This window comes from Anditalea andensis (assembly GCF_000714815.1).
GTDB lineage: Bacteria > Bacteroidota > Bacteroidia > Cytophagales > Cyclobacteriaceae > Anditalea > Anditalea andensis.
This window is the reverse complement of sequence record NZ_JMIH01000022.1, coordinates 325,850-352,465: the sequence shown is the minus strand read 5'-3', so window position 1 is coordinate 352,465 and position 26,616 is coordinate 325,850. Positions and strand designations below refer to the sequence as shown.

Sequence of the window (26,616 nt, the reverse complement as noted above, 5' to 3'; positions counted from 1 at the left end):
GGACAAATAATGGCCTTTAAAGAACAATTATAAACAAATGAAATTAAATTATAAAAAAATAGGACAAGGGCCTGCCCTGGTTATTCTGCACGGTCTTTTTGGTTCAGCTGACAATTGGCTGAGCATAGCCCGGGATTTAGAAAACGACTACACCTTATACCTGGTGGATCAGCGAAATCATGGGGATTCTCCCCACCATGAAGAATGGAACTATAAAGTGATGGCAGCCGATTTGGTAGCACTATTGGATGATGAAAACCTAGCTTCTGCACATTTTATGGGGCATTCGATGGGCGGCAAGACCGTGATGAACCTAGCCATGCTATACCCGGAAAGAATAGATAAACTGATAGTAGTGGATATAGCACCGCGGGAATATCCTGTACACCACCAGAGCATATTGGAGGGATTAAATGCCATAGGGCTGGACCGGATCAGCTCGCGAAAAGAAGCCGATGATATATTGGCAGAGTATGAGCCTATACCTACTGTAAGGCAGTTTCTGCTTAAGAACCTCAGTAGAAAAGATCAAAAATTCGTGTGGAAGATTAACCTGAAGGTCATCACCGAAAAAATCGAAAACGTGGGCGAGGCATTGTCCTTTGATCATGCCTTTGGTAAACCGACTTTATTTATGGGAGGTGCCAACTCCAATTATATACAAGACAAGGATAAGGAGGATATTGAAATGTATTTCCCAAACAGCCATACCATCTTTATAAAAAACGCAGGACACTGGCTTCATGCAGAGCAACCTACTGCTGTAGTAGAAACAGTTAAGGCTTTTTTGGGAAAAGGACAATAAGAAGAAATCTAGCATGACAAAAACCTCACACACTGAGATGATTATCGGCCCAAGCGAGATTCGGTTCCGTTTTCTTTGTCACCTGACAAGTTATGACCTTTAAAAAACAATTATAAATACATGAAAAAAGGCATACTTTATCTCATACCCAGTGTTCTGGCAGAAGGCACTGCAGAGCAGGTGATCTCCCCTCAGATCAAAGAGGTGGTTCGCCATACCAAATATTATGCAGTAGAAAACCTGCGTACGGCCAGACGGTATATCAGCAGTCTGAAGCTGGGGATTCCAATTGAGGAGCTTCAGATGCAGGTTTTGGATAAAAAATCCAAACCAGACCAAATGGCAGCCCTGCTGTCCCCTCTGCTGGAAGGCCATGATTTGGGGATAATATCGGAAGCTGGATGTCCGGGCATTGCTGATCCTGGGGCATTGGCTGCTGCATTTGCCCATTCTAAGGCGATAAAGACGGTACCTCTAACAGGTCCCTCGTCTATGTTTTTAGCCTTGATGGCTTCCGGGTTCAATGGACAATCTTTTGCCTTCCATGGCTACATCCCCATAGATAAGAAAATGAGGATAGATGCGATCAAAAAACTGGAAAATGAGTCTGCCAGCCATTATAGAACTCAGATTTTTATGGAAACCCCTTTTAGGAACAACCACCTATTTGAGGACCTAAAAAACACCCTCCATCCATCCACCAAACTTTGCATAGCAAAAAACATAACCGGAAAGGATGAGTTTATCGTGACCAAAACAGTAGCTGAATGGAAAAAAACAGCGCTGGATCTACATAAAATACCCACTGTCTTTTTACTATATGCGCTGTGATGCTCTCATCATGAAACAATAATAGCAAATAATATGGCCTATCTCTTTTGATGTTTTAAATTACAGATCATTCCATCAAACACTTATTGGTAATTTGGGTTTAATTAGCTAACCATTAATTAAAACAGAATCATTATGAAAGCAATTTGGAATGGAACCGTCATAGCAGATTCACATGACACTATACTATTGGAAAACAATCATTATTTTCCGGATGAAGCCGTCAAAAAACAATACCTTAAAGAGTCAGCCAATACCAGCACCTGCCCATGGAAAGGCAAAGCCAACTATTACCATGTGGAAGTGAACGGAGAGCTCAATGAAAATGCAGCCTGGTTTTATGCAGAACCTTCATCAGCAGCCAAGGAAATAAAAGGCCATATTGCATTTTACAACGGCGTAGAAATAGAATCGGACGATTAAGTTAAACCCTCTTCATGCAAAAATTCGATGCAATCATCATAGGTGCAGGCCAATCAGGAATGCCCCTGGCCAAAAAAATCAGTGGAATCGGACTACAAGTCGCCTTGATAGAAAAACGCGTAATAGGCGGCACCTGCATCAATGATGGCTGCTCGCCTACCAAAACCATGATAGCCTCAGCAAGGGTGGCCCATATGGTAAGCAGGGCAGCTGATTATGGTGTCAATGTTTCGGATTATTCTATTGACCAAAAAAAAATCAGGTCAAGGAAAGAAAAAATAGTCCAGCTCTTTCGGAAAGGTGCCATCAAAGGGTTAGAAAAGGCTGAAGGTGTCACTGTTCTGCAAGGCCTTGGAAGGTTCACTGGTCCTAAGCAAGTAGAAGTAGTGCAGCAAGATGGAGGAGTTCTTCAGCTGGAAGCTGAGAACATTTTCATAGATACAGGTGCACAACCTGTTATTCCTCCCATTGAAGGTATTGAAGATATCCCTTATCTTACCTCCACCACTATCATGGAACTGGAAGAAACTCCTGAACACCTTATCATAATAGGCGGAGGGTATATCGGTCTCGAGTTTGCCCAGATGTTCAGCAGGTTTGGCAGCCAGGTGACCATACTGGACAAAGGGTCCCAACTGGTACCTAAAGAGGATGAAGATGTATGTGAAGCGGTAAGTAAAATATTTAAGGAAGAGGGCATAGGTACTGTTTTTAAAGCCCAAGTAGAAAAGCTAGAAAAAGCTGGGAATGGCATTCACATCACTTATTTGCAGGAAGGGATTTTAAAGACAGTAATAGGCACGCACCTACTGATAGCGATAGGCAGAAAACCATCCACTGAAAAGCTTCAGTTATCAGATAGCCAAATAGATACAGATGAAAAGGGGTATATTCTTGTTAACGAACATTACGAAACCAGCTGTAAGGGCGTGTATGCCCTTGGGGATGTATTGGGAGAAACTCCTTTTACGCACATGGCCTATCATGATGCCCATGTGGTATTTAAGTGTGTATATGAGAATACCTGGATTTCCAAAAAAGACAGACTGGTGCCCTACTGCATTTTTATAGACCCCCAGCTGGCCAGAGTGGGGCTGAATGAACGTCAGGCCAAAGAACAGGGCATAGATTATGTTGTAGGCAAGCACTGGATGAAGCATGCAGGCCGTCCCCTTGAGATCGATGAGACGAGTGGTTTTTTTAAGATTCTGGTCAATCCAAAAAACAATCAGATCTTGGGAGCTACTATCTTAAGCATCGACGGCGGAGAGATCATGACAATCATCCAAATGATCATGCTGGGTGGCCTTACCACTGATGTCATTCGATATTTACCTATCGCCCATCCTACGCTGGCAGAGAATCTGAATAATCTGATGGGGCAGGTGGGAAAAGAGTAGTTTTTAAAATTAAGTGAAAAGTAAGGTCTAATAAGTGAAAAGATAAAACATCAAACTCCCCTTACCTACAAAAGATTAATCTTTGTGTAAATATTAATCTTTGTGCTAACAATGGTAATGAAATAGAATGAAAGTTTCATGAAACATCATCCATTTCCAGAAAATTTTTCATCCTAGATGATAAAAATATAAAAAACCGCATAAAAAAAAGAGGTATTTACGGACCATCATCCAAGAGCATAAAAGGAGTTAATACCCTGAATAGATCACATGTTTATAGCAAAGATGTTTAAAGAAATTGATCCCATCAGGATCGAATGTAGAGATATCAATTGAAGCTAAGTTGATAGCGGAAAAAAAGTTTATTTTTAAAATATGGGTGAATTAAATAGGAACAAGCATATACGGCTCTAGTAAATATTACTATTTATTTTTTATGTTATATATATATATATAATACCCATAAAATATTCATAAACCATTCAACAAACAATTTTATTGCTATTCAACCCCCTTTAATTCAAAAACCAAAAATTGACACTTATCTTCGAATTCTTGATCTCTTTTTAAAAAATACAGTCTTCCTTGGTGAATGAAAGTTGGGTTATCATTCACAAGAACATTTGGAACTTTTAACTGTCCTAATTTATCCAAATTTTTATTGGCAACTAATAAATAAGAATCTTGATAAACGGGTTTTATACCTTTAACTTTATCCTCTAAAACACTTTCTCCTGCATTTAGCACAAAACGGTATACTAACTCACTATTATCATCATAAAATATACCTTCATACTGGGTAACTCTATCTTTTTTAAATTCAGGTCCTCTTTCACCGATTACGTAAGAGTTAAAATAGGCTTTAAGATCTATGCTTTCCAAATGTTCACCTACTAGCTTTTTCTTATTTACGATTTTTTGATTTTCTATTATCGCTACATCATCTGAAAATTTGTGGCTTACTATTATTTTATCCCCTATTCTACAAGATTGGGGCTCATGCGAAATATACATACCGTATTCCACTAAATTTTGTAAACTTAGCTGCCTATAAATGGTATACTCCTCCCAGAAATCCTTGTATCTTATAAAAGGATTCTGTACCCGAAAATCCAAATTAAAGTCACAAAACAGATAAGGGTTTTCATTTTCAATGGGAGGGTTCAGCGCTGTCTGATAAACATTTTCTTTTAAATCATTTATCCCAGAATATGCAAATGATGGAATATGGTTTTCGTTTATATCAGAATCATTTGATAGCGCCCTAAAAATTATTTCACTATTATCATTTATAAAAAACAAACCTTTATAGGTGGAACTTATTAAAGTATCCTGCGAAATAGCCTGAGTTGACCATACTTCATCTATTCCATTGGGACCTTCCCGTTCAATTAAAATTTTATTCACTATCGATCTCGTCTCAAAATCATAAAAATAATAAGTGTGGTTTTTCGGGTTTACAAAATGTAAATAATCTTTCCCATTCCAAGTGTCTACATATGCCAACAAATGAGCGTTCGAAGTTTCCAAATCGATTGGTATTGTATATTCTCCTGTTTGCACTAATTGTAAACCCTTTGTAACCGACTCATTTTTTGATGTGTTATGACAAGATACGATTAAGCTAAATGCTATTAATAGGATGAAAAAATGTTTCATAAATATTTTTAGTAATGCAAATAATATAACTTCCTACAAGTATGCACATTTAGAGATTATGTGATAACATTAAAATTAAAGTTTCTTAATCGTCTGATCTCGAATTGTCTGGTGAGAAACGAAATATCAGTTTTTATTAATTCTTCAATACTAAGTCTTTTTATCCAAATGTTTTTTAATTCTGCGATAAAAGAAAGAAAAATTACATTTTCATTTAAAACATCTGCAATAGTTTCATTACCAGATAATAAGTAAAGAACAATATAAGTGTCAACCAAAATACTATTCCCACATATTTCTCATTCATTACTTAATATCCAGAGCAACATTTATCAATTTTACCTCTCCACTATATTTATAGGCATCAAATTGTTTTAATTTTAGAAAGTGCTTTCTAATCTCATTTTTGCCTGAACGTTTTTTTGTTTAATTAATTTAATACTCTTTAAAAATAACAATATTATAGTCTTTTAAATTTAAATTCGATTCTTCTTTTGGCTTTGTTCGCTATTTATAGTTTTTATATTTTAAATTAAAGTACATCAGTAACAGAAAAGCAGAGAGTTAAGAAATTCATGATTTCAATTCTGAAATCATGAATCTAAAATCCTAATTCAATAAGAAGAACCAGCTTTCGCCAGCGTCTTGGCATCAAAATCCCCCTTTAGCTCCAACACGATATAATCCGAACCCTCACCGGCAATCAGGATAATAATGTCCTGGATTTTATTTCCGCCTTTGGAGTACATCGTTACCCCGCTTTTCTTTTCTGATACTTCCATCATCAGTTCGAATCGCTCTTTTACAAGACCTTTCTGCAAAGCGGTAAAATCAGATTTAGCGGTTCCTCCGGTTGGCAACTTAAAGAACTTAACCCTTTCTACAGATTTGGCTATGGTCTGCATGTTATCTTCATCCAGCGAAATATTCAGCCCTTTGGCAAAATTCATAAAATTGCCCCCTAGATCCATATGGAAGAAATCTTTGTCGTTTTTATACTTATTATAAAGGGACTCTACACTTTTGCTTTGGGCAAATACAGAAATATTTATGGCCAGAAACAGGGCCGCTAAGAATAGTTTTTTCATAATTGACATATATATAGATTTAATTATTTTCTTTTCTGACCGCTTTGATATTCCTGCATACCGGGCATATTGGTGTTTTCTGCCAGGATGTTTAAATCCTGATAAGTAAAATCACCCAGCATGCTAAGAAGCGTAAATCCATCTGCTGATCCCGTGATCATCAAAAGTTCTTTGACACGCCCCCCTTCTTCACGGACCATAAATTTTACGCTGGAGGATTTGTCCTGAACGTCCATGAGATCCTCGTATTTGTTTCGGGTCAAGGTGCCCATGGCCTCGTTATAAAAGCTTTTACCGTTTACCTTATCCGCACTTAAAATCCTGATCCCCCTGACTTTCGTGATGAGCTCACCTAGATCCTTTTCATCTTTTTTTAGCTTATCTGCTTCACTTTTCATGAAGCCCCCTGCCATCTGCATCATCTTTGGGCTGATATAAACCCTTGAGAAGCGGTCATCTTCCATGTATTTGGAAAAAAACTTCACTATGGCATCATCCTGTGCCTTCGCGCCGCTGACTACCAGGCACATAAGGATTGCTACTATATATTTTTTCATAACTTTAATCTTGTCTTAGTTCAAATATTTCTTGAGCTGTTTTTAAATGCCTGAATTCCTCCATGGCCTCCAATTTATTTGTGCCTTTCAGCATATGGTCATTGATCAGTGTGAAGGCTTCCATCACCTGCGCATAGGCCAACGCTTCTTCCTTCCGCTCCTGATACTTTTGGTACTGGAATACGATGGCGGTCACAGCCATAAAAAGCGCAAAGACTGCTGCCATTTTTAGCCATTCAGGACCAAAGCTGCGGTAGGCGGGTTTTTTAAGCCGAGCCGGCTCTTCGTCTTTCAGCAGGCCAACTTCTTCAAAGAATTCCTTCTCTACAGAAAACTGATCCGATGTATTTAAAAGACCCTTCAATTCTTTCTCTTCCTCTAGGCTACTTTCCCCTGCCCAATATTTCTCTAGTAAATATTCAATTCTTTCTGCCATGTGTCACTTGATTTAATAAATATTCCCGCAGGATCTTTCTGGCTCTGAAGATGTTCACCTTAACCTGGTCCATGCTGATCTCCAGATATTCCGCTATTTCCTCATAAGTGAGCCCCTCCACTTCCCGGAGAACAAATACTTCTTTCTGCTTTTCGGGCAGCTGTTCCAGAAAACTGAAAACTCTCCGGTATGCCTCTCCCGAATCTGATTCTTCCATTTCAGGTTCTGCAAAATCCTGTCCGCCCATAGGTTCTATCTTTTTCCCTGACCTGAAATGCTGCATGCTCTGGTTTTTCAGCGCCCTCACCAGCCAGCCTACATGATTGTTCATTTTCTGAAGTTCAACTCTTCGTATCCATGCTTTCTCCATCACTTCCTGGACAGCATCATTGGCTTCATCCCGGTCCTTTAGCCAGAGGAACGCCATCCTGTACAGTTTGCTTTTCAGGGGCCAGATATGTGCTTCAAAAAAAGTCTTCATTTATGTAGGTGATGATCTCATTGAGGTAATGTTACAGAAAGATGAGGAAAAATTTAAAAATATTTAAAAGGATACTAAAAAGCCTAAAATAAGTTTCCGGTTAGCACCTGATTGCCTATCTTTAAATGCCGGCAACTTAGACTCATTTTAAATTGTGGGCGCAAATAGTATGCATGCTTACAATTTATTATTTTGCAGGATATTATACAGGAAAAATATGGACAATTTAATACACACCTTTACACCAAGCATGGCAATAAAAAAAGCCCTTGATTTCTCAAGGGCTTGTGGTGATGAATGGATTCGAACCATCGACTCACGGATTTTCAGTCCGATGCTCTACCAACTGAGCTACATCACCGTTGTAAAGTGATGCAAAGGTAGGTAAATGTTCTTTTCCTCCAAATCATTTAAAGAAAAAAATAATAAGAAAACCAACCCAAATAATTTAATCATTTCAATATGAGTATTTTATCCAGATTAATTTTTCTGCTCATTTTCATAATAGCAGGATATATATTGTACAGAAGGGTGAGCTTTCTGAGAAGGGCCATTTTGCTGGGCAAGGAGTCCGACAGAACCGATAATCCCAGCGAACGTCTAAAGGTGATGGGCTTGGTGGCTTTTGGCCAGAAAAAAATGTTCAAACGCATAGTACCAGCCATTCTCCACCTGTTTCTGTATATCGGCTTTATTATTATTAACCTTGAAATACTGGAATTCGTCATCGATGGTCTTTCGGGGCAGCACAGATTCTTTGCTCCGTTTACAGGCACATGGTACGTAGTCGCCTTGAATATATTTGAATTTCTGGCTGTAGGTACTTTGGTGGCTTCTATTATTTTCCTGATAAGGAGAAATGCTATAGCTATAAAAAGATTTACAGCAAGGGAATTAAAAGGCTGGCCAGGACTGGATGCCAACATCATCCTGATGGCGGAAATTACGCTGATGATCGCGATCTTAGTGATGAATGCGACGGACCAGGCCCTAGCAGATAAAGGATTCGGTTATTATACGCAGATAGACGGACTATTTTTTAGTAGCTTAATCAAACCCCTGTTTATAGATATGGGAGCAGAAACGCTCTTTATCATCGAGAGAGTCGCCTGGTGGTTCCATATCATTGGTATACTGGCCTTTGCTGTATATGTGACCTACTCTAAGCACCTTCACATATTTTTGGCATTTCCGAACGTCTACTACTCCAACCTGAAGCCAAAAGGTCAGATGGACAATATGGAAGCGGTTACCAATGAGGTGAACATGATGTTGGGTCTTCCAGCGAATACCCCTGAAGGCGAAGCTCCTGCGGAAATAGCTCGATTTGGAGCTAAAGATGTTAATGATCTATCATGGGTGAATGTACTGAATGCCTTTTCCTGTACAGAATGTGGTAGATGTACTGACCAGTGCCCAGCCAATATGACCGGCAAGCTCCTCTCTCCACGTAAAATTATGATGGATACCCGTGACAGGGCTGAGGAAGTAGCCATCAGCATAGACAAAGGAGGTCCAGGACTGGAAGACGGCAAATCCCTACTTGGAGACTATATCACTAAAGAAGAAATTTTTGCCTGCACCAGCTGTAATGCCTGTGTGGAAGCTTGCCCGGTAAATATTGATCCACTAGCTATCATCATAGAAATGAGAAGATATATAGCCATGGAAGAAAGCGGTACCCCTCAGCAGTGGAATGCCATGTTCCAAAACATAGAAACTAGTTTCTCGCCATGGAAATTCTCGCCCTCCGACCGCTTCAACTGGGCGGATAAGCTTAAGGCGGAGGAAACGAAATAAACATAAGTCCGCGACCAAAAGTCGACTGTCGACCGTGGACGATTTAAAACTTAAAACAACCAACATGTCAACATATAAAGTACCCACTATGGCCGAAATGGCCGCGTCTGGCGAATCTCCTGAAATACTTTTTTGGGTAGGATGTGCCGGTTCATTTGATGACCGATATAAAGCCGTAACTCAGGCATTCGTAAAAATACTGAATAAAGTAGGCGTTAGCTTCGCCGTCTTGGGACCTGAGGAAACCTGCACCGGAGATCCTGCAAGGAGAGCAGGAAATGAATTCCTCTTTCAAATGCAGGCCGTAAGCAACATACAGGTACTAAACGGATACAACATTAAAAAAGTAGTAACGGCCTGTCCGCACTGCTTTAATACGATCAAAAACGAATACCCTGCTCTGGGAGGTCACTATGAGGTGATCCACCATTCCACTTTTCTACAGCAACTTATCAATGAAGGAAAAGTCACCATGCAGGGTGGTGGAGGATTTAAAGGTAAAAAAATTACCTTCCACGACAGCTGCTTCCTGGGCAGGGCCAATAATGTATATGAAGCCCCAAGGGAAGTTATCAAAGCGCTGGATGTGGAACTGGTAGAGATGAAAAGATGCAGGACTAAAGGACTGTGCTGTGGCGCCGGAGGCGCTCAGATGTACAAAGAGCCCGAGCCAGGCAAAAAAGACATCAACATAGAACGCACCGAAGAGGCATTGGACACAGGTGCTTCAGCTATTGCGGTGGGGTGCCCTTTCTGCCTTACCATGATGACGGACGGTATCAAGAACAAGAACAGAGAAAACGACGTGCAGGTATACGATATAGCCGAAATGATAGCCAAAGACCAGGGACTTTAATCAGCAGGTATTTATTCAGATCAAAATTTTATTCATATTTAGTATCCTAAAAGCCTCTTTTGACGTTACGAAAAAGAGGCTTTTTATATGCGCTATTTCTAACTACACAATTTATGTATTTACCTTTCGAAGAAATGCCCGATCATGCCCGAATATGGGTGTATCAATCAGACCGTAAACTGACTCCTGAAGAGGAAAAAAGCGTATCCGAAAAACTCAGGGATTTTTGCCAAAAATGGAATACACACGGTACATTGATGCCTACATCATATGATATTAAATTGGGGAAATTTATAATACTGGCCGTGGACGAATCCCAACTAGGTGCAAGTGGATGTTCCATAGACAGTTCTGTCAAAACACTAAAGACTATCGAGGATGAACTGGGGCTGAATCTGCTCAACCGGGGCAAAGTTTCCTATATGGACGGAGAAGAAGTGGCCACCACCACCCTTCCGGACATTAAAAACCATATCACCTCCGGTAAGCTGGTACGCGATACTTATATTTTTAATCCTGTAGTGGAAAAGAAGCAGGATCTAGAGAAAAAATGGATGATAAGTGCCGAAGAAAGTTGGTTAAATAAATATTTTAATAATTAATTTTAATTTATGTTCTATATTAGGATTGGTAAATAATAATCTCGCTAATTCAATGACGAAGTATCATTTCTTATTTATACTTTTTATATGCATTCTAACAGGATCATGCACCAGCCTCAGCCAGCGCGGCATGGCCCAGTTTGAATCCGGTGAATACCAGCTGGCAATCAATACTTTTTCAAAAATTTTGGAAAAAGATCCCAGCGACCAACAGGCCAACCACATAGTAGCTGAAAGCTACAGACTATCAAACAGAGTGGAAAAAGCCACACCCTATTATGATAGGCTTATAGAAATAGATAGGAGTGGAGAGACCTATTATTACAAAGGTCTTAGTCTCAGGGACCAAGGCAATTATAAAGAAGCCATAGCAGCCTTTGAACAGGCCAAACAACTATCACTAAACGACACCATCCAGATAAGCTCTGAAAGACAGATAGCTAACCTTAAGCAGATAGAACAAATCACCCCTTACTGGCCAAACCATACACTGGAAAATTACGAACTGCTTAATTCCAGGGGAATAGATTATGCTCCTATCGTCAGTGAAAATTTTCTATACTTTACCAGCTCCAGGGGCGGTGGCGGCATCTATGCTGCTACCGGACAATCCTATACAAAACTGTTCAGAGCGCGTGCTGATGGTGTAAAGGTAGATGTGCAGAATGTACAGGCACTGCCGGAATTCAGAAATGAAGAAGGATTGAACCAAGGTGCAATTGCAATCAGTCCAGATGGCAATACGATCATATATGCCAGAGGAAATTCCACTTCCAAAAGAGATAATCCGGAAGTAAGCCTCTATGCCTCTTATTTTCGGGGTGCTGCCTTTACAGAACCGGTATACATGGCCGTAAACGGCGACGTTAGCTACTGGAACTCTACACCTGCCTTTAGTCCTGATGGCAGCACCCTCTACTTTTCTTCCAATAGACCTGGGGGATATGGCGGCATAGACCTTTACAGAGCCACTGTAATGGCCAATGGGGATTTTGGAGATGTTCAAAACCTGGGTCCTGATATCAATACACCCGGCAATGAACTTTTCCCGAGACAGGAAGCTAATGGCCATTTGTTCTTTTCATCAGATGGACACCCGGGCTTTGGTAAACTGGACATCTTCGTGGCAGAGACAGACGGAAATGGCTTCAATATCAAAAACCTTGGACCAAACATCAATTCAGTGGCTGATGATTTTGGTATTTTCTTTACCAATTTTCCTAAGGATGGTTTCTTAGCATCCAACCGTGAAGGTGGTGTAGGAGATGATGACATCTATTATTTCGAAGACCGTACACCCAAACCCAAGGTGATCAATGTTTTTTTAAACGTGACTACCAAAGAACGAAGGGATGATGGTTCAGAAGAAATTCTTCCCCAAACCAGGGTAACACTATATGATGTCAATAATAAAATGGCAGGTGGAGACAATACCAATACAAGGGGACAAACCCGTTTTAGACTGGCTCCCGATGAAGAATTTTCGATCATCGCATCCAAAAGTGGATATTTTACCCAGAGTATAACCTATTCTACAGTAGGAAAAACACCTGATCCGACCACCCTCATTCAGGATGTCACTAATGTCACCTTAGACACTACTATCGTACTGGAGCAGCTCGTATTAGAAAAAGCCATCGTACTGGAAGACATATATTATGATTTTGACCGTGCTGAGATCCGCCCTGATGCAGCTGAGAAATTAAATGCATTGGTCAAAATACTTAAAGACAATCCAAATATCCGAATCGAATTAAGTTCCCATACTGATAGTAGGGGTTCTGACACATATAATCAGGACCTTTCCCAAAGAAGAGCGGAGTCTGCCGTACAATACATCATCAGTCAGGGCATAGCAGAAGACAGGCTAGTAGCCAGAGGTTATGGAGAATCCAGGCCAATAGCGCCAAATGAAAACCCTGATGGCTCCGACAATCCTGAAGGACGGCAGATGAACCGGCGAACGGAATTTAAAGTCATAGAAATTACAGAATAATTTTATTTAAAGCCTCTGCTGATCATGCGGAGGCTTTTTCATTTTCTAAGTAGTGCTCTATTTCCAAAAAAGAATGGACAATAAATTTTATTTTACAGACAATTAAAAGAAATTCGCCCCCATGGATTTTCAGTGGTTAATAGATGGGTTTCAGGAAGGTCTTCAACAGATGAGCTTTCTGGAACTGGTGGCAGTAATTTTTGGCCTTGCCAGCGTAATTTTTTCGATGAAAGAAAACATTCTGGTATTTCCTACCGGTATCATCAGTACGATGATCTATGTGTATATCACTATCCAAGTGGGACTATATGCGGATATGGGAATCAATGCATACTACGTTTCTATGTCTATCTACGGCTGGTGGCTGTGGAGTAAACCCACCAAAAAAGGGGAAGAAAGACCGGTAACCTGGCTGAATAAAAAAGGCTTGATATATGCTTTGCTCATATTCGGAGCTTCATATATAATACTGTATTTGGTATTGTCTAATTTTACTGACAGTACCGTTTCGCATTGGGATTCATTTACCACCTCCACAGCCTTTGTAGGGATGTGGCTGATGGCCAAGAAAAAAGTAGAAAACTGGATAGCCTGGATCGTCACTGATATTGTGTCTGTCCCTCTTTATTTTCATAAAGGATTGATCCTTACCTCCTTTCAGTTTCTAGTATTTACTATATTGGCCATTATGGGCCTGATAGCTTGGAAAAATGCTGCAAAAGTAAATGTCCATGCCCTTTAAGATTGTCATAATAGGTCCTGAATCCACAGGTAAAAGCACTTTGTCTGCAGCTTTGGCCAGCCACTACCAAGAACCATGGGTAAAGGAATATGCAAGAGATTATATCGATGGGTTACAGCGTCCATATGAATATGAAGATCTACTGCTGATCGCTCAGGGCCAACTCGCTTTAGAGGATGATGGTGAAGCCCATGCAGATCGTTTTTTGTTTTGCGACACAGATCTGCACGTATTGAAAATATGGAGTCAGCATAAGTATGGTAAGACCCATCCGTGGATTTTGGAACATATCAATCGAAGAAAATATGACCTTTACCTCCTTACAGATATAGATATACCATGGGAGGACGATCCGCAGAGGGAGCATCCTGATCAAGAAATGAGGCAATATTTTATGGATATATACCGAACCACTATAGCCCACACTAATATTCCATATATAATTTTGTCAGGCAACCCTACTAAAAGGGTAAAAGATGCTATAAATTTTATACGAAAAAATTTTAAACTATAATCATTAATAAATTGAATTATTTAAAGTAAAAAAGCGTTTATATCCTATCACCCATTTATTCATTTCGCTCACCATCGATTACCCCCTATTTCCATTACCGGCACGATAAACCTGCTGTCGCTTTGAAGTCGCCTTATTAATAGTATATTTGTTCTGCAAACTGTGTTTTTCCTAAATTTGGAAATTCCTCCGTACCACTACGCTTCTATTCCTCTTTACCAATCCAGTATGACCAAACCAAAATTTAAAAAATCCACCCCATTTCATCAGGTATTAAAAAGCCGCATACACGGTTATTTTAATGAAAGAAACCTGGAACAGACGGGTAATATTCATCTTTATACCAAAGCCATCTTATTAACGACTGCTTTTATAGGGGTTTACCTGCATTTATTGTTAGGCACCCCGCATTGGGCCATTGCCATCGTAGAATGTATTTTGATGGGAAGCCTTGCCGCATCGATTGGTTTCAATGTAATGCATGATGGTGCCCATGGCAGCTTCAGCAGGCACCAATGGGTGAATAATCTAGCCGGAATGTCGATCAACTTTTTGGGGGCCAATGTATTTATGTGGAAAACCAAGCACAATGTGGTACATCATACCTATACAAATATAGAAGGTGTGGATGATGATATGAATGCCAGACCATTCTTAAGACTCTGCCCCGCCCAGAAAAGATATAAAATGCACCGTTTTCAGCATTATTATTTCCTATTAACATACTCTCTCCTCTACCATTATTGGGTATTTGTGACGGATTATAAAAAATATGTCACTCGAAGAGTAGGCATCACGCCTATTGCCAGGATGAAAGTAAAAGATCACCTGTCATTTTGGGCATTTAAGGTCATACATGCACTTTTATTCATCGCTTTGCCCATTTTTATGGTAGGATTTTTACCATGGTTGGTAGGATTTCTTGTCTTTGGGTTCGCCACTGGCATCTGCTTAAGTGTGATCTTTCAGATGGCACACTCTGTAGAAGAGACCATATTCCCTCTTCCAGAAATCAATGGTATCAAACTGGAGGATGACTGGGCTACCCACCAATTAAGGACCACTACTAATTTTGCCACAAAAAACAAGCTCCTGACCTGGCTGGTCGGAGGACTTAATTTTCAGGTGGAACACCATCTTTTCCCAAAGGTTTCCCATATCCACTATCCCGCTATTAGTAAAATAATAAAGGAGGTATGTAATGAATATAAGGTACCGTATCTGGAACATGCCAAACTCAGTCATGCTTTTGCCTCCCATGTTCATCATCTAAAGAACCTTGGCAAAGCCTAAAGGTACAGCCTCGCATCACCTGCGGGGCTTTTTTATGCCTTACATGATGAAGGAAAGCTAAAAACTTGCTGCTAAGGAGTCAAATATATTTTATATGCTACTATGATTCAAAAAAGAACCGCCAAACTTAAAAAGCACTCATTATCAAGCATAAAGGCATAGTTTAATGATACTTATAAGTGTGTATATAAATAGAACGTGAGCATACTTTCAACTTGATTAAGGATTAATATCTTTGATAAACTTCATAACTTATGGGGTTTAAAAAACAGCATTCACTATTGGTGGAGCTATAAGTTCAATTTTTAAGGTTTAATTATTAAAATAAGAATCCTTCCCGTAATCATACCCTTTTTCCACACTTCCTTGCCATTCCCCGTAATATGCTTACTTTTGCGGAAGATTTATGTAAGGGGTGCCTGAAATATGACGGGCTGAGATCATACCCATTGAACCTGATACGGGTAATACCGGCGAAGGGAAATGAGCGGTTTACAAGAAGTGGAGCTACCTCCCCTTTGGTAGCTTCTATGTTTAACCAACTGCCATACGGCAATTTTATTCCATTATTTACTAATGAAAAAAGCTATACTAATGCTTGCCATGGCGCTGATAAGCGTCTCATTGATGGCACAGAACCGTCTGAGCGGTACCGTTCGGGACGCAGAAACGGGAGAAACATTACCTGGTGCCAACATCATTTTAGAAGGATCTGGCACAGGGAGTATTTCCGATCCATCCGGAAGATTCGAATTCAGAAACATTAATTCCGGCACCTATACGGTCATGGTATCCTTTGTGGGTTATCAAACCTTAAAAAGGTCTGTCGGTATCGTTGGGGACACTGAAGCTGATTTTCAGCTGGAAAAAGCCATCCTTTCTACAGAAGAAATCATCGTGTCTGCTACCCGGGCGGGGACCACTACTCCGACTACCTTTAAGACCATCAGCAAAGAGGAGCTTCGCAAAAACAACCTTGGACAGGATTTACCATTTCTGCTCAATTATACGCCTTCCGTAGTCACCCACTCCGATGCAGGAGCAGGTGTGGGCTATACCGGTCTGCGCATAAGAGGATCTGACCAGACCCGGATCAATGTCACAGTAAACGGCATACCTATGAACGACGCAGAATCACATGGTGTATTCTGGGTCAATATGCCCGACTTTGCTTCATCTGTAGAAAATATACAGATCCAGCGGGGAGTAGGTACCTCCACCAATGGGGCTGCCACATTTGGCGCCTCGATCAATATCCAGACAGATACCAAAAGAGAAGAAGCATATGCGGAAGTGGACAATTCCTTCGGATCTTTCAATACACAAAGACATACTATCAAAGCCGGAACCGGACTTTTAAATGACCGATGGGCCGTAGATGCCAGGCTTTCACAAATTACTTCGGACGGATATATTGACCGTGCATTTTCAGATCTAAGGTCTTATTTTGTGTCAGGTGGCTACTATGGAGACAATCACCTTTTTAAAGTAAATATCTTCTCCGGAACTGAGCAGACCTACCAGGCATGGAACGGTGTACCGGAAAACCTGCTGGAAACCAACCGGACTTACAACAGCTATACCTACGAAAATGAGACCGATAATTACCAGCAGGACAACTATCAGTTTATCTACGCAGGTAAACTGGGGCAAAACTGGAAGGCCAATGCTGCCCTACATTATACTTATGGAAGAGGATATTATGAACAGTTCAGGCCAAATGACAGGTTGGTCAGAAACTATGGCTTTCAGCCTATCGTAATCGGGGACCAGATTATAGAAAGGACGGATATCATCAGAAGAAGATGGTTGGACAACCATTTCTATGGAGGGGTATTTTCCCTGAATTATGTCTCTGATAATGGCAAATTGGATGCGGTAATAGGAGGCGGGGCCAACAGGTATGATGGTGATCACTATGGTGAAGTGATCTGGATGCGCTATGCGGGTCCAAATGACATCAGAGACCGCTACTATGATAATATTGCGATCAAAGATGACCGAAACATCTATTTAAAGGCTACTTACGAAGCCATAGACAATTTTTATGTGTTTGCTGACCTTCAGGTCAGACAGATAGATTATACTTTCGAAGGAATCAATAATGACCTAAGGGACATCAGCGGTGCCCAAAACTATAATTTTTTCAATCCTAAGTTTGGTTTGAGCTATGAAGGGGGAGCAGGAAGGACCTGGTATGCTTCCTATGCTGTAGCCAATCGGGAACCCGTAAGGCGAGACTTTACAGATTCTCCCATTATAGAAGTACCAAGGCCAGAAAACCTACAAAACATTGAAGCCGGTATCCGGACCAAACACCTAAACTTTCAATATGGCGCAAATCTATATTATATGAAATATAACGATCAGCTTATCCTGACGGGCCAATTAAATGATGTAGGTGCAAATATCCGTGAAAATGTGGATAACAGTTATAGGGCAGGCATAGAACTCGATGGAGCTGTCTTACTATCTCCTAAATGGACACTGGGAGGCAATATTGCTTTAAGCAGAAACAAGATAGCCGAGTTTACAGAATTCATAGATGACTATGCTGCCGAAGTATTCCAACAGGAGACTTTCACCTATACAGATACTGACATCGCTTTCTCTCCAAATGTAGTGGGATCCGCCATGATCGATTTCAGACCTGTGAAAGGACTGGAAATTTCCCTTCTATCTAAATATGTGGACAGCCAGTACCTTGACAATACCCAAAATGAAAACAGGAAACTGGATGCCTTCTTTACCAATGACCTGAGGTTTATCTATAAGCTCAGCCCAAGGTTTGTCAAAGAGATGGAATTTACCCTGTTGATCAATAATATCTTTAATGAAATGTACGAGCCAAACGGCTATACCTTTAGCTACTTCAACCCCACTGCTACAGGAGGAAGGGAACTGGTAACGGAGAACTTCTACTACCCTATGGCCGGTACTAATTTTATGGCTGGGGTAAGCCTGCGGTTTTAAAAGACTGAAAACAGTACGCATGACCATAATGCTAAATGGATACTGTTAGAAAAGTCACGACAAGCTTATAAATGAAAGATTTTTATTAAATATAAGATCCTCTGCTTCATGGCAGAGGATCTTTTTTGCTTATATTAAACTATTAATACAGATCTTGTTTCAATACTTTATGATCTTTCCGGAACATTTCACCAATTCTACTTTTCCCGTTCTTCATTTAATGATATGAGCATATACAGATCCCACTCATGTCAGTCGTTCAATTTTAAATTAGATTCTAAGAACTTCCTTAATGTAGATATAAAAACATCCAAGGCCCAGGAATTATAAATAACATCATCCCAAAATCTTATATAGGATAACACTTTTTGATAAAACCTCATTTTGGTACTGGTCTAAACTTTAAAAGTTCGTTTTCTTTAAAAGCAAGTATGAACAGATGTAGTCCTAGTGTAGCATTGGTCCCACTTTAATTTACCTTTATCATTGAAATAAAAGTCATGTCAAAAAATAAATAGGAAGAAATAATACATTATTTACCGAAAGCGTATGTGCATAGGGAAGAACTCTACATGATTTCCAAGTGGCCCTAATATGAAGTAAACAAAATCCCCAGTAGCATTACCTTCAGTGTGTTTAGGGATATTTTCAGGAATGCGTATCACTATCTTGGTTTCACTTAATGCTATCAAATAATTATCAGGGTATATAATAGTCTGACCTTCCATATCCAGGAAAAAAATGTTTGAATTCATCTGGATCAGAGGGAAAATATTCCCCAAAAACCGTTAAAGTATCTCCTGGAGATGCACCAAAAGGTTCAACCCCAAAAATCCGGGGAGCATTATAATCTTTAATCTCATATTCTCTGGAAGACATTTTATAATTTTGACGAAATAAGGACATCCTAAAGTTACCATGTCCTATATCTTCAGGTATAAATACAGAGACAAGTGTATCGGTTAAATTTTCAATACGCAACTTGTAACCGTAGAGATTTACGTCGAGATCGTTGATGTCGGTACTGAAACCTTCTCCATATATTTGAACCTTTTCTCCAGGTACAGCATGGATAGGTTCTATGCCTGAGAAGACTATCAGGCCGAGAGGCGGTTCCTCTTTGATAGTGCAGCTAATAGAGATTAAATAAAGGAAAACCATCACACTAAAATCGGGTACTGTCCTATATTACTACATAGAAATACTTTTTTATTCTATACGAGACGATTAACTTAATCCTACGGCGCTACTGATTTTATAAGTACGCGGTTCAAAGAAAATACAAAATCTGAAAATCCCCGATTTTATAGTCCCAAATCAGGGAATTATGGTTCATGTCCCCAATTTCCTATACCACTTCCCTTTTATCCTTCAGGCCCTCATACCGCTTGACGTGATATTTATAATTGAAATGATAAGCCACTACTGTGGCCATCCCTACAAACAAGATCAACCAAACCAGCATACTCATGGCTATTATATCCTGAAAACCATAAACAATAATTCTGATCAGGACAGCAGCGGGAAAGTAAATCGGCAAGACTATCCTTATCCAGTAATGAATAAAATTACCGTGATACCCTTTCCATTGCTTTACAAACTTTTCATCCTCATATTCTCTAAAATTTTTCATCACTTAGAATTATATTGCGTAGTAATACATGGCGCCCTACTTATCAGAGTCAGGGACAGCTTGATATAAACCATCTTTTTTTCAGCATAACAGGAACAAACCTTTGTCTTAGAAGCTATAAGTTTAAACTAATGATTATAGTTTCGCTCCCATGTTTCTTCCCCTTATTACCCCGGCGTTTCACTTTGCTATGATAGAATAAATTACACCAGCTTCTCATTTACATAGCGATCCATGAACTTTCCGATTACCTCAAGGCATTTTGCTTCCCTTTCAATCATCCCCATGTGCCCTGTCCCGGTAAGTTCAAAATAAAAATCCACCAACTTCTCATGCTGCCTGCTGTCTCCAATTTTAATGGCCGTATCTGTCTGTCCCGCTATCATCATTTTTTTACCTTTAAAGTTGGAAAGTACATTAGAACGGTCCTTCCTGTCACGCATGGCTTTAGTAAATGCTACCAAGCCGGGGAAGGAGGTCTTCTGTGCCAGTTTTAAGATATAATCCATTTTTTCCTGAAGCTCCGCATCAGGGTTATCCTGAAATAGAGGAGGTACAAAGGATTTTACAAATTTTTCCACTCCGTGCTTGTTCACAAAGTCCAATGTTTTGTTCCGCGTGTTGATTTTATCCTGGTCATCTGCAAATGCAGTTGAGTGAAATAGGCCAATACCACCAAGCTCATCCCCCATGATTTCTGCCAGTGCCAGGGTGACATATCCTCCTAATGAATGACCAATTACGATAGGTTTTTCCAAAGCCAGTTCATCTATCCATACCCCCAATATGACGGCCACTTCTTCTAAGGTGATCTCTTCATCCATCCACATGCTCTCTCCATGACCGGGAAGATCGGGGGTCAGTATTCTGTAATAAGGAGACAGGGCGTCTTCATAAGCCAACCACATTTCCTTGCTTTCGCAAAATCCGTGAATAAATATAATGGGCTGTCCATGCCCTTTATCATTATAACTGATTTCATGCTTGTTCATATTGCTCCTATTTAAAATAAAAAAAGCTGCATCCTCAGAACGCAGCCCTTTCACTGTATATAATTACTCCTTTATTTTAATGCCATAAGTTCAGGGAGCGTCACAAAGCTTCTTACCGCATCGGCAATGCCCACTGGATCAAACCCGCACTCCCTGTGCAGCTCTATCTGTTCTCCGTGCTCGATCACCTCGTCAGGTATGCCAAGCCTTTTAACCTGAGCACTATAGCCATGATCCATCATCCATTCTAATACAGCACTTCCAAATCCCCCCATCAGACAGCCATCCTCTACGGTCACTACTTTATCAAATTTAGTAAACACTTCATGAAGCAATACTCCATCTAGTGGCTTTACAAATCTCATATCATAATGTGCAGGGCTTAGTCCATCACTTTTCAACATCTCACTGGCTTCGACAGCATAGTTACCAATATGGCCTATGGTCAATATAGCCACTTTCTCACCTTCTTTCACAATTCTGCCCTGACCGACAGGGATTTCCCTCATCGGCAATCTCCAGTTCGGCATAGTACCCTGACCACGGGGATATCGTATAGAGTATGGCCCTTCGTATTTAGTAGCAGAATACATGAGATTTCGCAGTTCTTCCTCGTTCATCGGCGCACTGACCACCAGATTAGGTATGCACCTAAAAAATGCTAAATCATAGGCCCCATGATGTGTAGGACCATCTGCTCCCGCAAAGCCCGCCCTGTCCAGGCAGAATACTACAGGAAGGTTTTGAAGGCAAACATCATGTAAAACCTGATCATAAGCCCGCTGCATGAATGTACTGTAAATATTGCAGAAAGGCCTTAAACCCTGTGTAGCCAGACCTGCTGAAAAAGTAACCGCATGCTGTTCTGCTATGCCTACATCATACGCCCTGTCCGGCATGGCATCCATCATGATATTCATAGAAGAGCCAGACGGCATAGCCGGTGTCACCCCCATGATAGTGTCATCTTTTTCCGCCAGCTCTACCAAAGTATGCCCAAAGACATCCTGATATTTAGGTGCCTGAGGCGTATCATATATTTTTTTGGCTATTTCGCCAGTAATTTTATCAAACTTTCCAGGGGCATGCCATTTCGTTTGGTCTTTTTCTGCCAATGCATAACCTTTACCTTTTACCGTGATACAGTGAAGGATTTTTGGACCCGGTATGCCTTTTAGGTCATTCAAGACCTCTACCAGATGATCTACATCATGCCCATCTACCGGACCAAAATACCGCAGGTTTAGTGATTCAAAAAGATTACTTTGCTTTAAAAGTGCTGATTTAATAGCGCCTTCCACTTTGGATATCACTTCCTGTGCACTTGTGCCAAATTTACTGAACTTGCCCAGCAGTTTCCAGATATCATCTTTTACTTTATTATAAGTATGAGAGGTAGTGATATCAGTTAGGTAATCTTTAAGCGCTCCCACATTGGGATCTATAGACATACAGTTATCATTCAAAATGATAATCATATTGGTATCCGAAACACCTGCATGGTTCATAGCTTCAAATGCCATTCCCCCCGTCATAGATCCGTCACCGATTACGGCTATATGCTGCCGAAGTTTATCTCCTTTATATTTAGAAGCAGCTGCCATTCCCAAAGCAGCGGAAATAGAGGTGCTGGAATGCCCTACACCAAAAGTATCATATTCGCTTTCTTTTCTCTTGGGAAATCCGGACAGGCCTTTATACAGCCTGTTGGTATGAAAAATATCCCGTCTTCCGGTAAGGATCTTATGCCCATAAGCTTGGTGCCCTACATCCCATACCAGCTGGTCGTAAGGTGTGTTCATTACATAATGAATGGCTACCGTGAGCTCCACCACCCCCAAACTTGCCCCAAAATGCCCCCCATAGACAGATACATTATCTATTATAAATTGTCTGAGTTCATCACAGATAATTACTAATTCTTCCTTGTTGAATTTTTTCAGATCGGCAGGGGAATCTATCTGGGCAAGTAATTTTCCGGGTTCTATCAACATGTACTTTGTCTTTTAAAAATAAATAACATTGGCTTTCAAATATTGTTTAATATACTAAAACTTTCCATTAGATAAGATTTTTCAGCATTTTCATTGGCCAAATATTGATTTATCTTTTTATGTAATATCTTTGAATTCAATACGATTGGCAAAAATACGATAAATTTAATATTATCAGTGAGTTTCGAAATCAAATTACCATTATTCGAAGGACCATTTGATCTATTGCTCTTTTTCATAGAAAGAGATGAGTTGGATATCTATGATATTCCAATCTCCAGGATCACCATGGAATTTCTTGATTATCTACACCATCTGGAGAAGATGGAGATCGAAGTGGCCAGCGAGTTTATACTGGTGGCCGCCACCTTGATGAAGATCAAATCCAAAATGCTGATCCCCCGTCCCGACCTGAATGATGAAGGGGAAGAAATTGACCCCAGAGAAGAACTGATACGTCACCTGTTAGAATATAAAAAATACAAATCAGTCATCAATGAACTGTCCAATCTGGAGACCAACAGGATGGCGATGAACACCCGGGGAAATGTCCTGGAAGAACTCAAAGAATTGAGCAAAATAGATAATGTAGAATCTGAGATACAGGATTTGGACCTTTATAAGTTATTAAAAGTTTATCAAAAGGTCATGTCAAAGTTTGCCTCACGTACGGACGAGACCACCCATACTGTCATCCAATATCCTTATTCAATAGACCAACAAAAGAATATGGTGTTAGAAAAAGTGGGTCAGAAAAACCGAATTCCTTTCACTGAGTTTATTGATTACAATCCGGACAAAATTTTTGTCATTTATACCTTTTTGGCCATATTGGAATTATTACAGCTATCTTTGGTTACCATAAAAATCGGAGAAGGATTCAATAATTTTTGGGTAGAAATATCAGGGGAGGCACCAGTACTTTAGAATGAAATTAGACAACAAAAAAATTTTTGAAACACTAAACCCAAATAAAATCTGGGTGCCTGTAGCTATTGGGCTGGTTATAGTGTTTTTGATGTTTTACTTGGATCCCACCGTCAATGCCCGTACCCTGCGCGGCGTATTCGATGCTTCTGCCGGTTCTATATTATTAGCTTTACTGTTTATCCTGATGCGGGATGCCGGCTATGTGTACAGGATCAGGGAGATCACAGATAAACACCTCACATGGATAAGGGCTATCTATGTCATCATACTATGGGAATTCGCTTCCGCAGTGACACCTTCCATCGTGGGGGGCACCGCAGTAGCCGTATTTATATTAAATAAGGAAGGCATCAAACTGGGCAAAGCCCTGGCTTTTGTCATGGTAACCGCTATACTGGATAATTTGTTTTTTGTCATAGGCGCACCTATCATCCTATTCTTTGCCCAAGGGCATATCTTCCCAGATGCCAGGTCCATGGAATTGAGATTGGGAAACAGCCTACAGTATCTGTTTTGGGTAAGCTATGCTCTATATGCCATATATTCTCTCATCATGGCCGCAGCGCTGTTTTATAGGCCGAGGGTATTTAAATGGTTATTATTAAAGCTTTTTTCTATCCGTTGGATAAGAAAATGGAAATCAAATGCCAATGAATACGGTAACCAGATCATAACGGCCAGCAGGGAATTTAAAGATAAAAATATAAATTACTGGGTTTCTATCGGATTGGCCACTGTATTCATCTGGTCATCCAGGTATTTTATGCTGAATGCCCTGATTACAGCATATGAGTCATTGTCATTCAACCAGCACATCATCGTATTTGCCAGGCAGATCATCATGTGGATCGTGATGATGATTTCACCTACGCCGGGCAGTAGCGGTACGGCCGAGTTTTTCTTTGCCCAGTTTTTCAGTGAATTCCTTACCGGTTATACCTTTGTCACCAGTATAGTTTGGAGATTACTTTCCTATTATCCTTATCTGATACTCGGGGCAATTTTTCTTCCGCGATGGATCAAACAGGTATTCTTTAAGAAAAAGAAGAAGGTTAAAAAAAAATGATATGGAATCATGATTGTAGCATCATTCACGTTTTATACGTACAGTGAGAAAACGATTTGATCCAGTTATTATTCACTTAATCTAGGTTTTGATTTAAATATATCCTTTGGTAATGAAAAAAATTTTGAGCATTATAACGATCAGTATGGCAATGGGATTCCAGTGCACCACACAGCAGCCCCAAACCACAGTAGAAAACAACTGTATAGATCCGGACAAAAAAAATCCAGACGGCATGTGCACCATGCAATATGATCCGGTATGCGGCTGCGATGGCAAAACCTATGGCAATGCCTGTGAAGCTGGCAATGCCGGGCTACTTTCATGGGAAAAAGGAGCATGTAAATAATCACTAGCTGTCGATTATCATTCTGCTCAGGCAAAAGTTTAGCAAACAAGGTCTAGGATAATGCCAGGTAAATCCTGACCAATATCCTAGATTTCCATGCATTTTTATATAGGCTATGTGTGACTACGGCATTCTGCAAAATTGTATCTCCTCCATTCAAATAAAAATCGGTTATTTTCCCATCTGTAAGCACTGAAGGCAGTTTCCATTTTTACCTCTTCTATCCATGGAGATAGGTATTAATAAATGTCAAGTTTCCATTGTTCATAATTTTCATACCATTCAAGTCCTTCGATAGCTTTTTCAATATCTGTGAAAATAAAAACTATGACCAAATCTATCACCAGTATTCATTCAAATACCTGAAGTTTTGGCCCATCATACGAGTATTTGCTTTATGCTGAGGGTTTTTTAGAAAAACAGGAACGTCATTAATCTTAACTACCGGTGATTGAGTAAAAACGTATTCCCATATGGATTAATGATTAATACCACGTGTGGGACTCATACAAGTGTGGGATCTATTTAGGAACCCATTAAACTAACCATCCTTTTACAAAAATCTATGCTTACCCAGTCTAAAAAATGTAGGCTATAAATAGAAAAAGCACCCATAAAAGGGTGCTTATGTATGCTTAGAATAATTTTTTATTTAGATCACTCTCTCAGCCTGGCTGAAGAAAAAGCTTCCTTCAATGGCAGCATTTTCATCAGAATCCGATCCGTGAACAGCATTTGCTTCTATAGATTTAGCAAAAATCTTTCTGATGGTTCCTTCAGCTGCATCAGCAGGATTGGTAGCACCGATCAGTTTTCTGAAATCTTCTACAGCATTGTCTTTTTCAAGAATAGCAGCGATGATCGGTCCAGAAGACATGTAGCTTACAAGGTCATTGTAAAAAGGTCTTTCTTTATGTACTTCATAAAATTTACCTGCCAGATCAGAAGAAAGCTTAGTAGCCTTCAATGCTACGATTTTAAAACCAGCCTCTTCGATCATTTTCAGAATTGCACCTGCATTTCCTGCGCCAAATGCGTCAGGTTTCACCATTGTAAATGTTCTATTTGTTGCCATTGCGATAATATTTTCTACGTTTAATTAGGCTGCAAATTTACGGCTTTTCATCTAAACTCCATACAATCATCTATAAATAAACCATAACCGATTAATTTATAGACCATAAGACATATTGGGA

At 40.0% G+C, this 26,616-nt stretch carries 25 protein-coding genes, 1 tRNA gene and 1 riboswitch; of the genes, 15 read left to right on the top strand and 11 right to left on the bottom strand.

Annotation, left to right across the window (positions count from 1 at the left end; translation table 11 throughout):
- Nucleotides 1–37 precede the first annotated feature (37 nt).
- From EL17_RS14390 to EL17_RS14375, 4 genes are all read left to right on the top strand, one after another.
- Nucleotides 38–805 (top strand): alpha/beta fold hydrolase, encoded by a 768-nt coding sequence (locus EL17_RS14390; RefSeq protein ID WP_035075396.1) that lies wholly within the window; start codon nucleotides 38–40, stop codon nucleotides 803–805.
- 120 nt (nucleotides 806–925) lie between these two features.
- Complete coding sequence (locus EL17_RS14385; protein ID WP_035075394.1) at nucleotides 926–1,636, top strand: SAM-dependent methyltransferase; 711 nt, start codon at nucleotides 926–928, stop codon at nucleotides 1,634–1,636.
- A gap of 135 nt (nucleotides 1,637–1,771) precedes the next feature.
- Nucleotides 1,772–2,059: a DUF427 domain-containing protein gene (locus EL17_RS14380; protein WP_035075392.1), complete on the top strand. Its 288-nt coding sequence runs from the start codon at nucleotides 1,772–1,774 to the stop codon at nucleotides 2,057–2,059.
- 14 nt (nucleotides 2,060–2,073) lie between these two features.
- The gene (locus tag EL17_RS14375; RefSeq protein ID WP_035075390.1) at nucleotides 2,074–3,459 is read left to right on the top strand and encodes a mercuric reductase; all 1,386 of its coding nucleotides are present in this window, start codon (nucleotides 2,074–2,076) and stop codon (nucleotides 3,457–3,459) included.
- Nucleotides 3,460–3,960: 501 nt separating this feature from the next.
- Here the strand turns inward: EL17_RS14375 and EL17_RS14370 are convergent.
- The 6 genes from EL17_RS14370 to EL17_RS14345 all read right to left on the bottom strand — a co-directional run bounded on the left by EL17_RS14370 (nucleotide 3,961) and on the right by EL17_RS14345 (nucleotide 8,041).
- Nucleotides 3,961–5,118 carry a DUF4221 family protein gene (locus tag EL17_RS14370; RefSeq protein ID WP_084166230.1) on the bottom strand — a complete coding sequence of 386 codons (1,158 nt, stop codon included), beginning with the start codon at nucleotides 5,116–5,118 and terminating at the stop codon, nucleotides 3,961–3,963.
- A gap of 614 nt (nucleotides 5,119–5,732) precedes the next feature.
- Entirely contained in the window at nucleotides 5,733–6,206 is a 474-nt protein-coding gene (locus EL17_RS14365; protein ID WP_035075386.1) for a DUF4252 domain-containing protein, read from the bottom strand.
- 23 nt (nucleotides 6,207–6,229) lie between these two features.
- Nucleotides 6,230–6,763, bottom strand: a complete 534-nt coding sequence (locus tag EL17_RS14360) for a DUF4252 domain-containing protein (protein ID WP_035075384.1) — start codon at nucleotides 6,761–6,763, stop codon at nucleotides 6,230–6,232.
- 4 nt (nucleotides 6,764–6,767) lie between these two features.
- Nucleotides 6,768–7,199, bottom strand: a complete 432-nt coding sequence (locus EL17_RS14355; protein ID WP_035075382.1) for a hypothetical protein — start codon at nucleotides 7,197–7,199, stop codon at nucleotides 6,768–6,770.
- Nucleotides 7,183–7,680 (bottom strand): RNA polymerase sigma factor, encoded by a 498-nt coding sequence (locus EL17_RS14350; RefSeq protein WP_035075380.1) that lies wholly within the window; start codon nucleotides 7,678–7,680, stop codon nucleotides 7,183–7,185. Before EL17_RS14350 ends, EL17_RS14355 begins: the two co-directional genes overlap by 17 nt.
- Before the next feature lie 288 nt (nucleotides 7,681–7,968).
- Nucleotides 7,969–8,041: transfer RNA gene (locus EL17_RS14345), tRNA-Phe, on the bottom strand.
- A gap of 101 nt (nucleotides 8,042–8,142) precedes the next feature.
- Here EL17_RS14345 and EL17_RS14340 point away from each other — a divergent pair.
- From EL17_RS14340 to EL17_RS14300, 8 genes are all read left to right on the top strand, one after another.
- On the top strand, nucleotides 8,143–9,480 hold the full coding sequence (locus EL17_RS14340; RefSeq protein WP_035075378.1) for a 4Fe-4S dicluster domain-containing protein: 1,338 nt from the start codon (nucleotides 8,143–8,145) through the stop codon (nucleotides 9,478–9,480).
- Between the two features lie 64 nt (nucleotides 9,481–9,544).
- The gene (locus EL17_RS14335; protein ID WP_035075376.1) at nucleotides 9,545–10,336 is read left to right on the top strand and encodes a (Fe-S)-binding protein; all 792 of its coding nucleotides are present in this window, start codon (nucleotides 9,545–9,547) and stop codon (nucleotides 10,334–10,336) included.
- Nucleotides 10,337–10,449: 113 nt separating this feature from the next.
- Entirely contained in the window at nucleotides 10,450–10,938 is a 489-nt protein-coding gene (locus EL17_RS14330; protein WP_035075374.1) for a hypothetical protein, read from the top strand.
- A gap of 52 nt (nucleotides 10,939–10,990) precedes the next feature.
- Complete coding sequence (locus EL17_RS14325; protein ID WP_035075372.1) at nucleotides 10,991–12,934, top strand: OmpA family protein; 1,944 nt, start codon at nucleotides 10,991–10,993, stop codon at nucleotides 12,932–12,934.
- Nucleotides 12,935–13,055: 121 nt separating this feature from the next.
- Nucleotides 13,056–13,676 (top strand): nicotinamide riboside transporter PnuC, encoded by a 621-nt coding sequence (gene pnuC, locus EL17_RS14320; RefSeq protein ID WP_035075370.1) that lies wholly within the window; start codon nucleotides 13,056–13,058, stop codon nucleotides 13,674–13,676.
- Nucleotides 13,666–14,190: an AAA family ATPase gene (locus EL17_RS14315; RefSeq protein ID WP_164675089.1), complete on the top strand. Its 525-nt coding sequence runs from the start codon at nucleotides 13,666–13,668 to the stop codon at nucleotides 14,188–14,190. Before pnuC ends, EL17_RS14315 begins: the two co-directional genes overlap by 11 nt.
- 228 nt (nucleotides 14,191–14,418) lie before the next feature.
- Nucleotides 14,419–15,483, top strand: coding sequence for a fatty acid desaturase family protein (locus tag EL17_RS14310; RefSeq protein ID WP_035075366.1), 1,065 nt, complete (start codon nucleotides 14,419–14,421; stop codon nucleotides 15,481–15,483).
- Between the two features lie 401 nt (nucleotides 15,484–15,884).
- A riboswitch (TPP riboswitch) is annotated at nucleotides 15,885–15,982 on the top strand.
- A 77-nt stretch (nucleotides 15,983–16,059) separates the two neighbouring features.
- Entirely contained in the window at nucleotides 16,060–18,456 is a 2,397-nt protein-coding gene (locus EL17_RS14300) for a TonB-dependent receptor (RefSeq protein WP_035075361.1), read from the top strand.
- 699 nt (nucleotides 18,457–19,155) lie between these two features.
- On the opposite strand, the gene EL17_RS14295 is transcribed toward EL17_RS14300, so the two are convergent.
- The 4 genes from EL17_RS14295 to dxs form a co-directional block, all read right to left on the bottom strand.
- Nucleotides 19,156–19,617 (bottom strand): IPT/TIG domain-containing protein, encoded by a 462-nt coding sequence (locus tag EL17_RS14295; RefSeq protein WP_035075358.1) that lies wholly within the window; start codon nucleotides 19,615–19,617, stop codon nucleotides 19,156–19,158.
- Nucleotides 19,618–19,804: 187 nt separating this feature from the next.
- A complete protein-coding gene (locus EL17_RS14290) occupies nucleotides 19,805–20,089 on the bottom strand; it encodes a hypothetical protein (RefSeq protein WP_035075356.1) in 285 nt (94 codons plus the stop codon).
- A 203-nt stretch (nucleotides 20,090–20,292) separates the two neighbouring features.
- The gene (locus tag EL17_RS14285; protein ID WP_035075543.1) at nucleotides 20,293–21,081 is read right to left on the bottom strand and encodes an alpha/beta fold hydrolase; all 789 of its coding nucleotides are present in this window, start codon (nucleotides 21,079–21,081) and stop codon (nucleotides 20,293–20,295) included.
- A 71-nt stretch (nucleotides 21,082–21,152) separates the two neighbouring features.
- Nucleotides 21,153–23,075, bottom strand: a complete 1,923-nt coding sequence (gene dxs, locus EL17_RS14280; protein WP_035075353.1) for a 1-deoxy-D-xylulose-5-phosphate synthase — start codon at nucleotides 23,073–23,075, stop codon at nucleotides 21,153–21,155.
- 177 nt (nucleotides 23,076–23,252) lie between these two features.
- On the opposite strand from dxs, the gene EL17_RS14275 reads away from it, so the two are divergent.
- The 3 genes from EL17_RS14275 to EL17_RS14265 all read left to right on the top strand — a co-directional run bounded on the left by EL17_RS14275 (nucleotide 23,253) and on the right by EL17_RS14265 (nucleotide 25,420).
- On the top strand, nucleotides 23,253–24,002 hold the full coding sequence (locus EL17_RS14275; RefSeq protein ID WP_035075350.1) for a segregation and condensation protein A: 750 nt from the start codon (nucleotides 23,253–23,255) through the stop codon (nucleotides 24,000–24,002).
- A 1-nt stretch (nucleotide 24,003) separates the two neighbouring features.
- The gene (locus EL17_RS14270) at nucleotides 24,004–25,071 is read left to right on the top strand and encodes a lysylphosphatidylglycerol synthase transmembrane domain-containing protein (protein WP_035075347.1); all 1,068 of its coding nucleotides are present in this window, start codon (nucleotides 24,004–24,006) and stop codon (nucleotides 25,069–25,071) included.
- Nucleotides 25,072–25,183: 112 nt separating this feature from the next.
- Complete coding sequence (locus tag EL17_RS14265; RefSeq protein ID WP_035075344.1) at nucleotides 25,184–25,420, top strand: Kazal-type serine protease inhibitor family protein; 237 nt, start codon at nucleotides 25,184–25,186, stop codon at nucleotides 25,418–25,420.
- 652 nt (nucleotides 25,421–26,072) lie between these two features.
- Here the strand turns inward: EL17_RS14265 and EL17_RS14260 are convergent.
- Nucleotides 26,073–26,495 carry a nucleoside-diphosphate kinase gene (locus tag EL17_RS14260; RefSeq protein WP_035075342.1) on the bottom strand — a complete coding sequence of 141 codons (423 nt, stop codon included), beginning with the start codon at nucleotides 26,493–26,495 and terminating at the stop codon, nucleotides 26,073–26,075.
- Nucleotides 26,496–26,616: the final 121 nt, after the last annotated feature.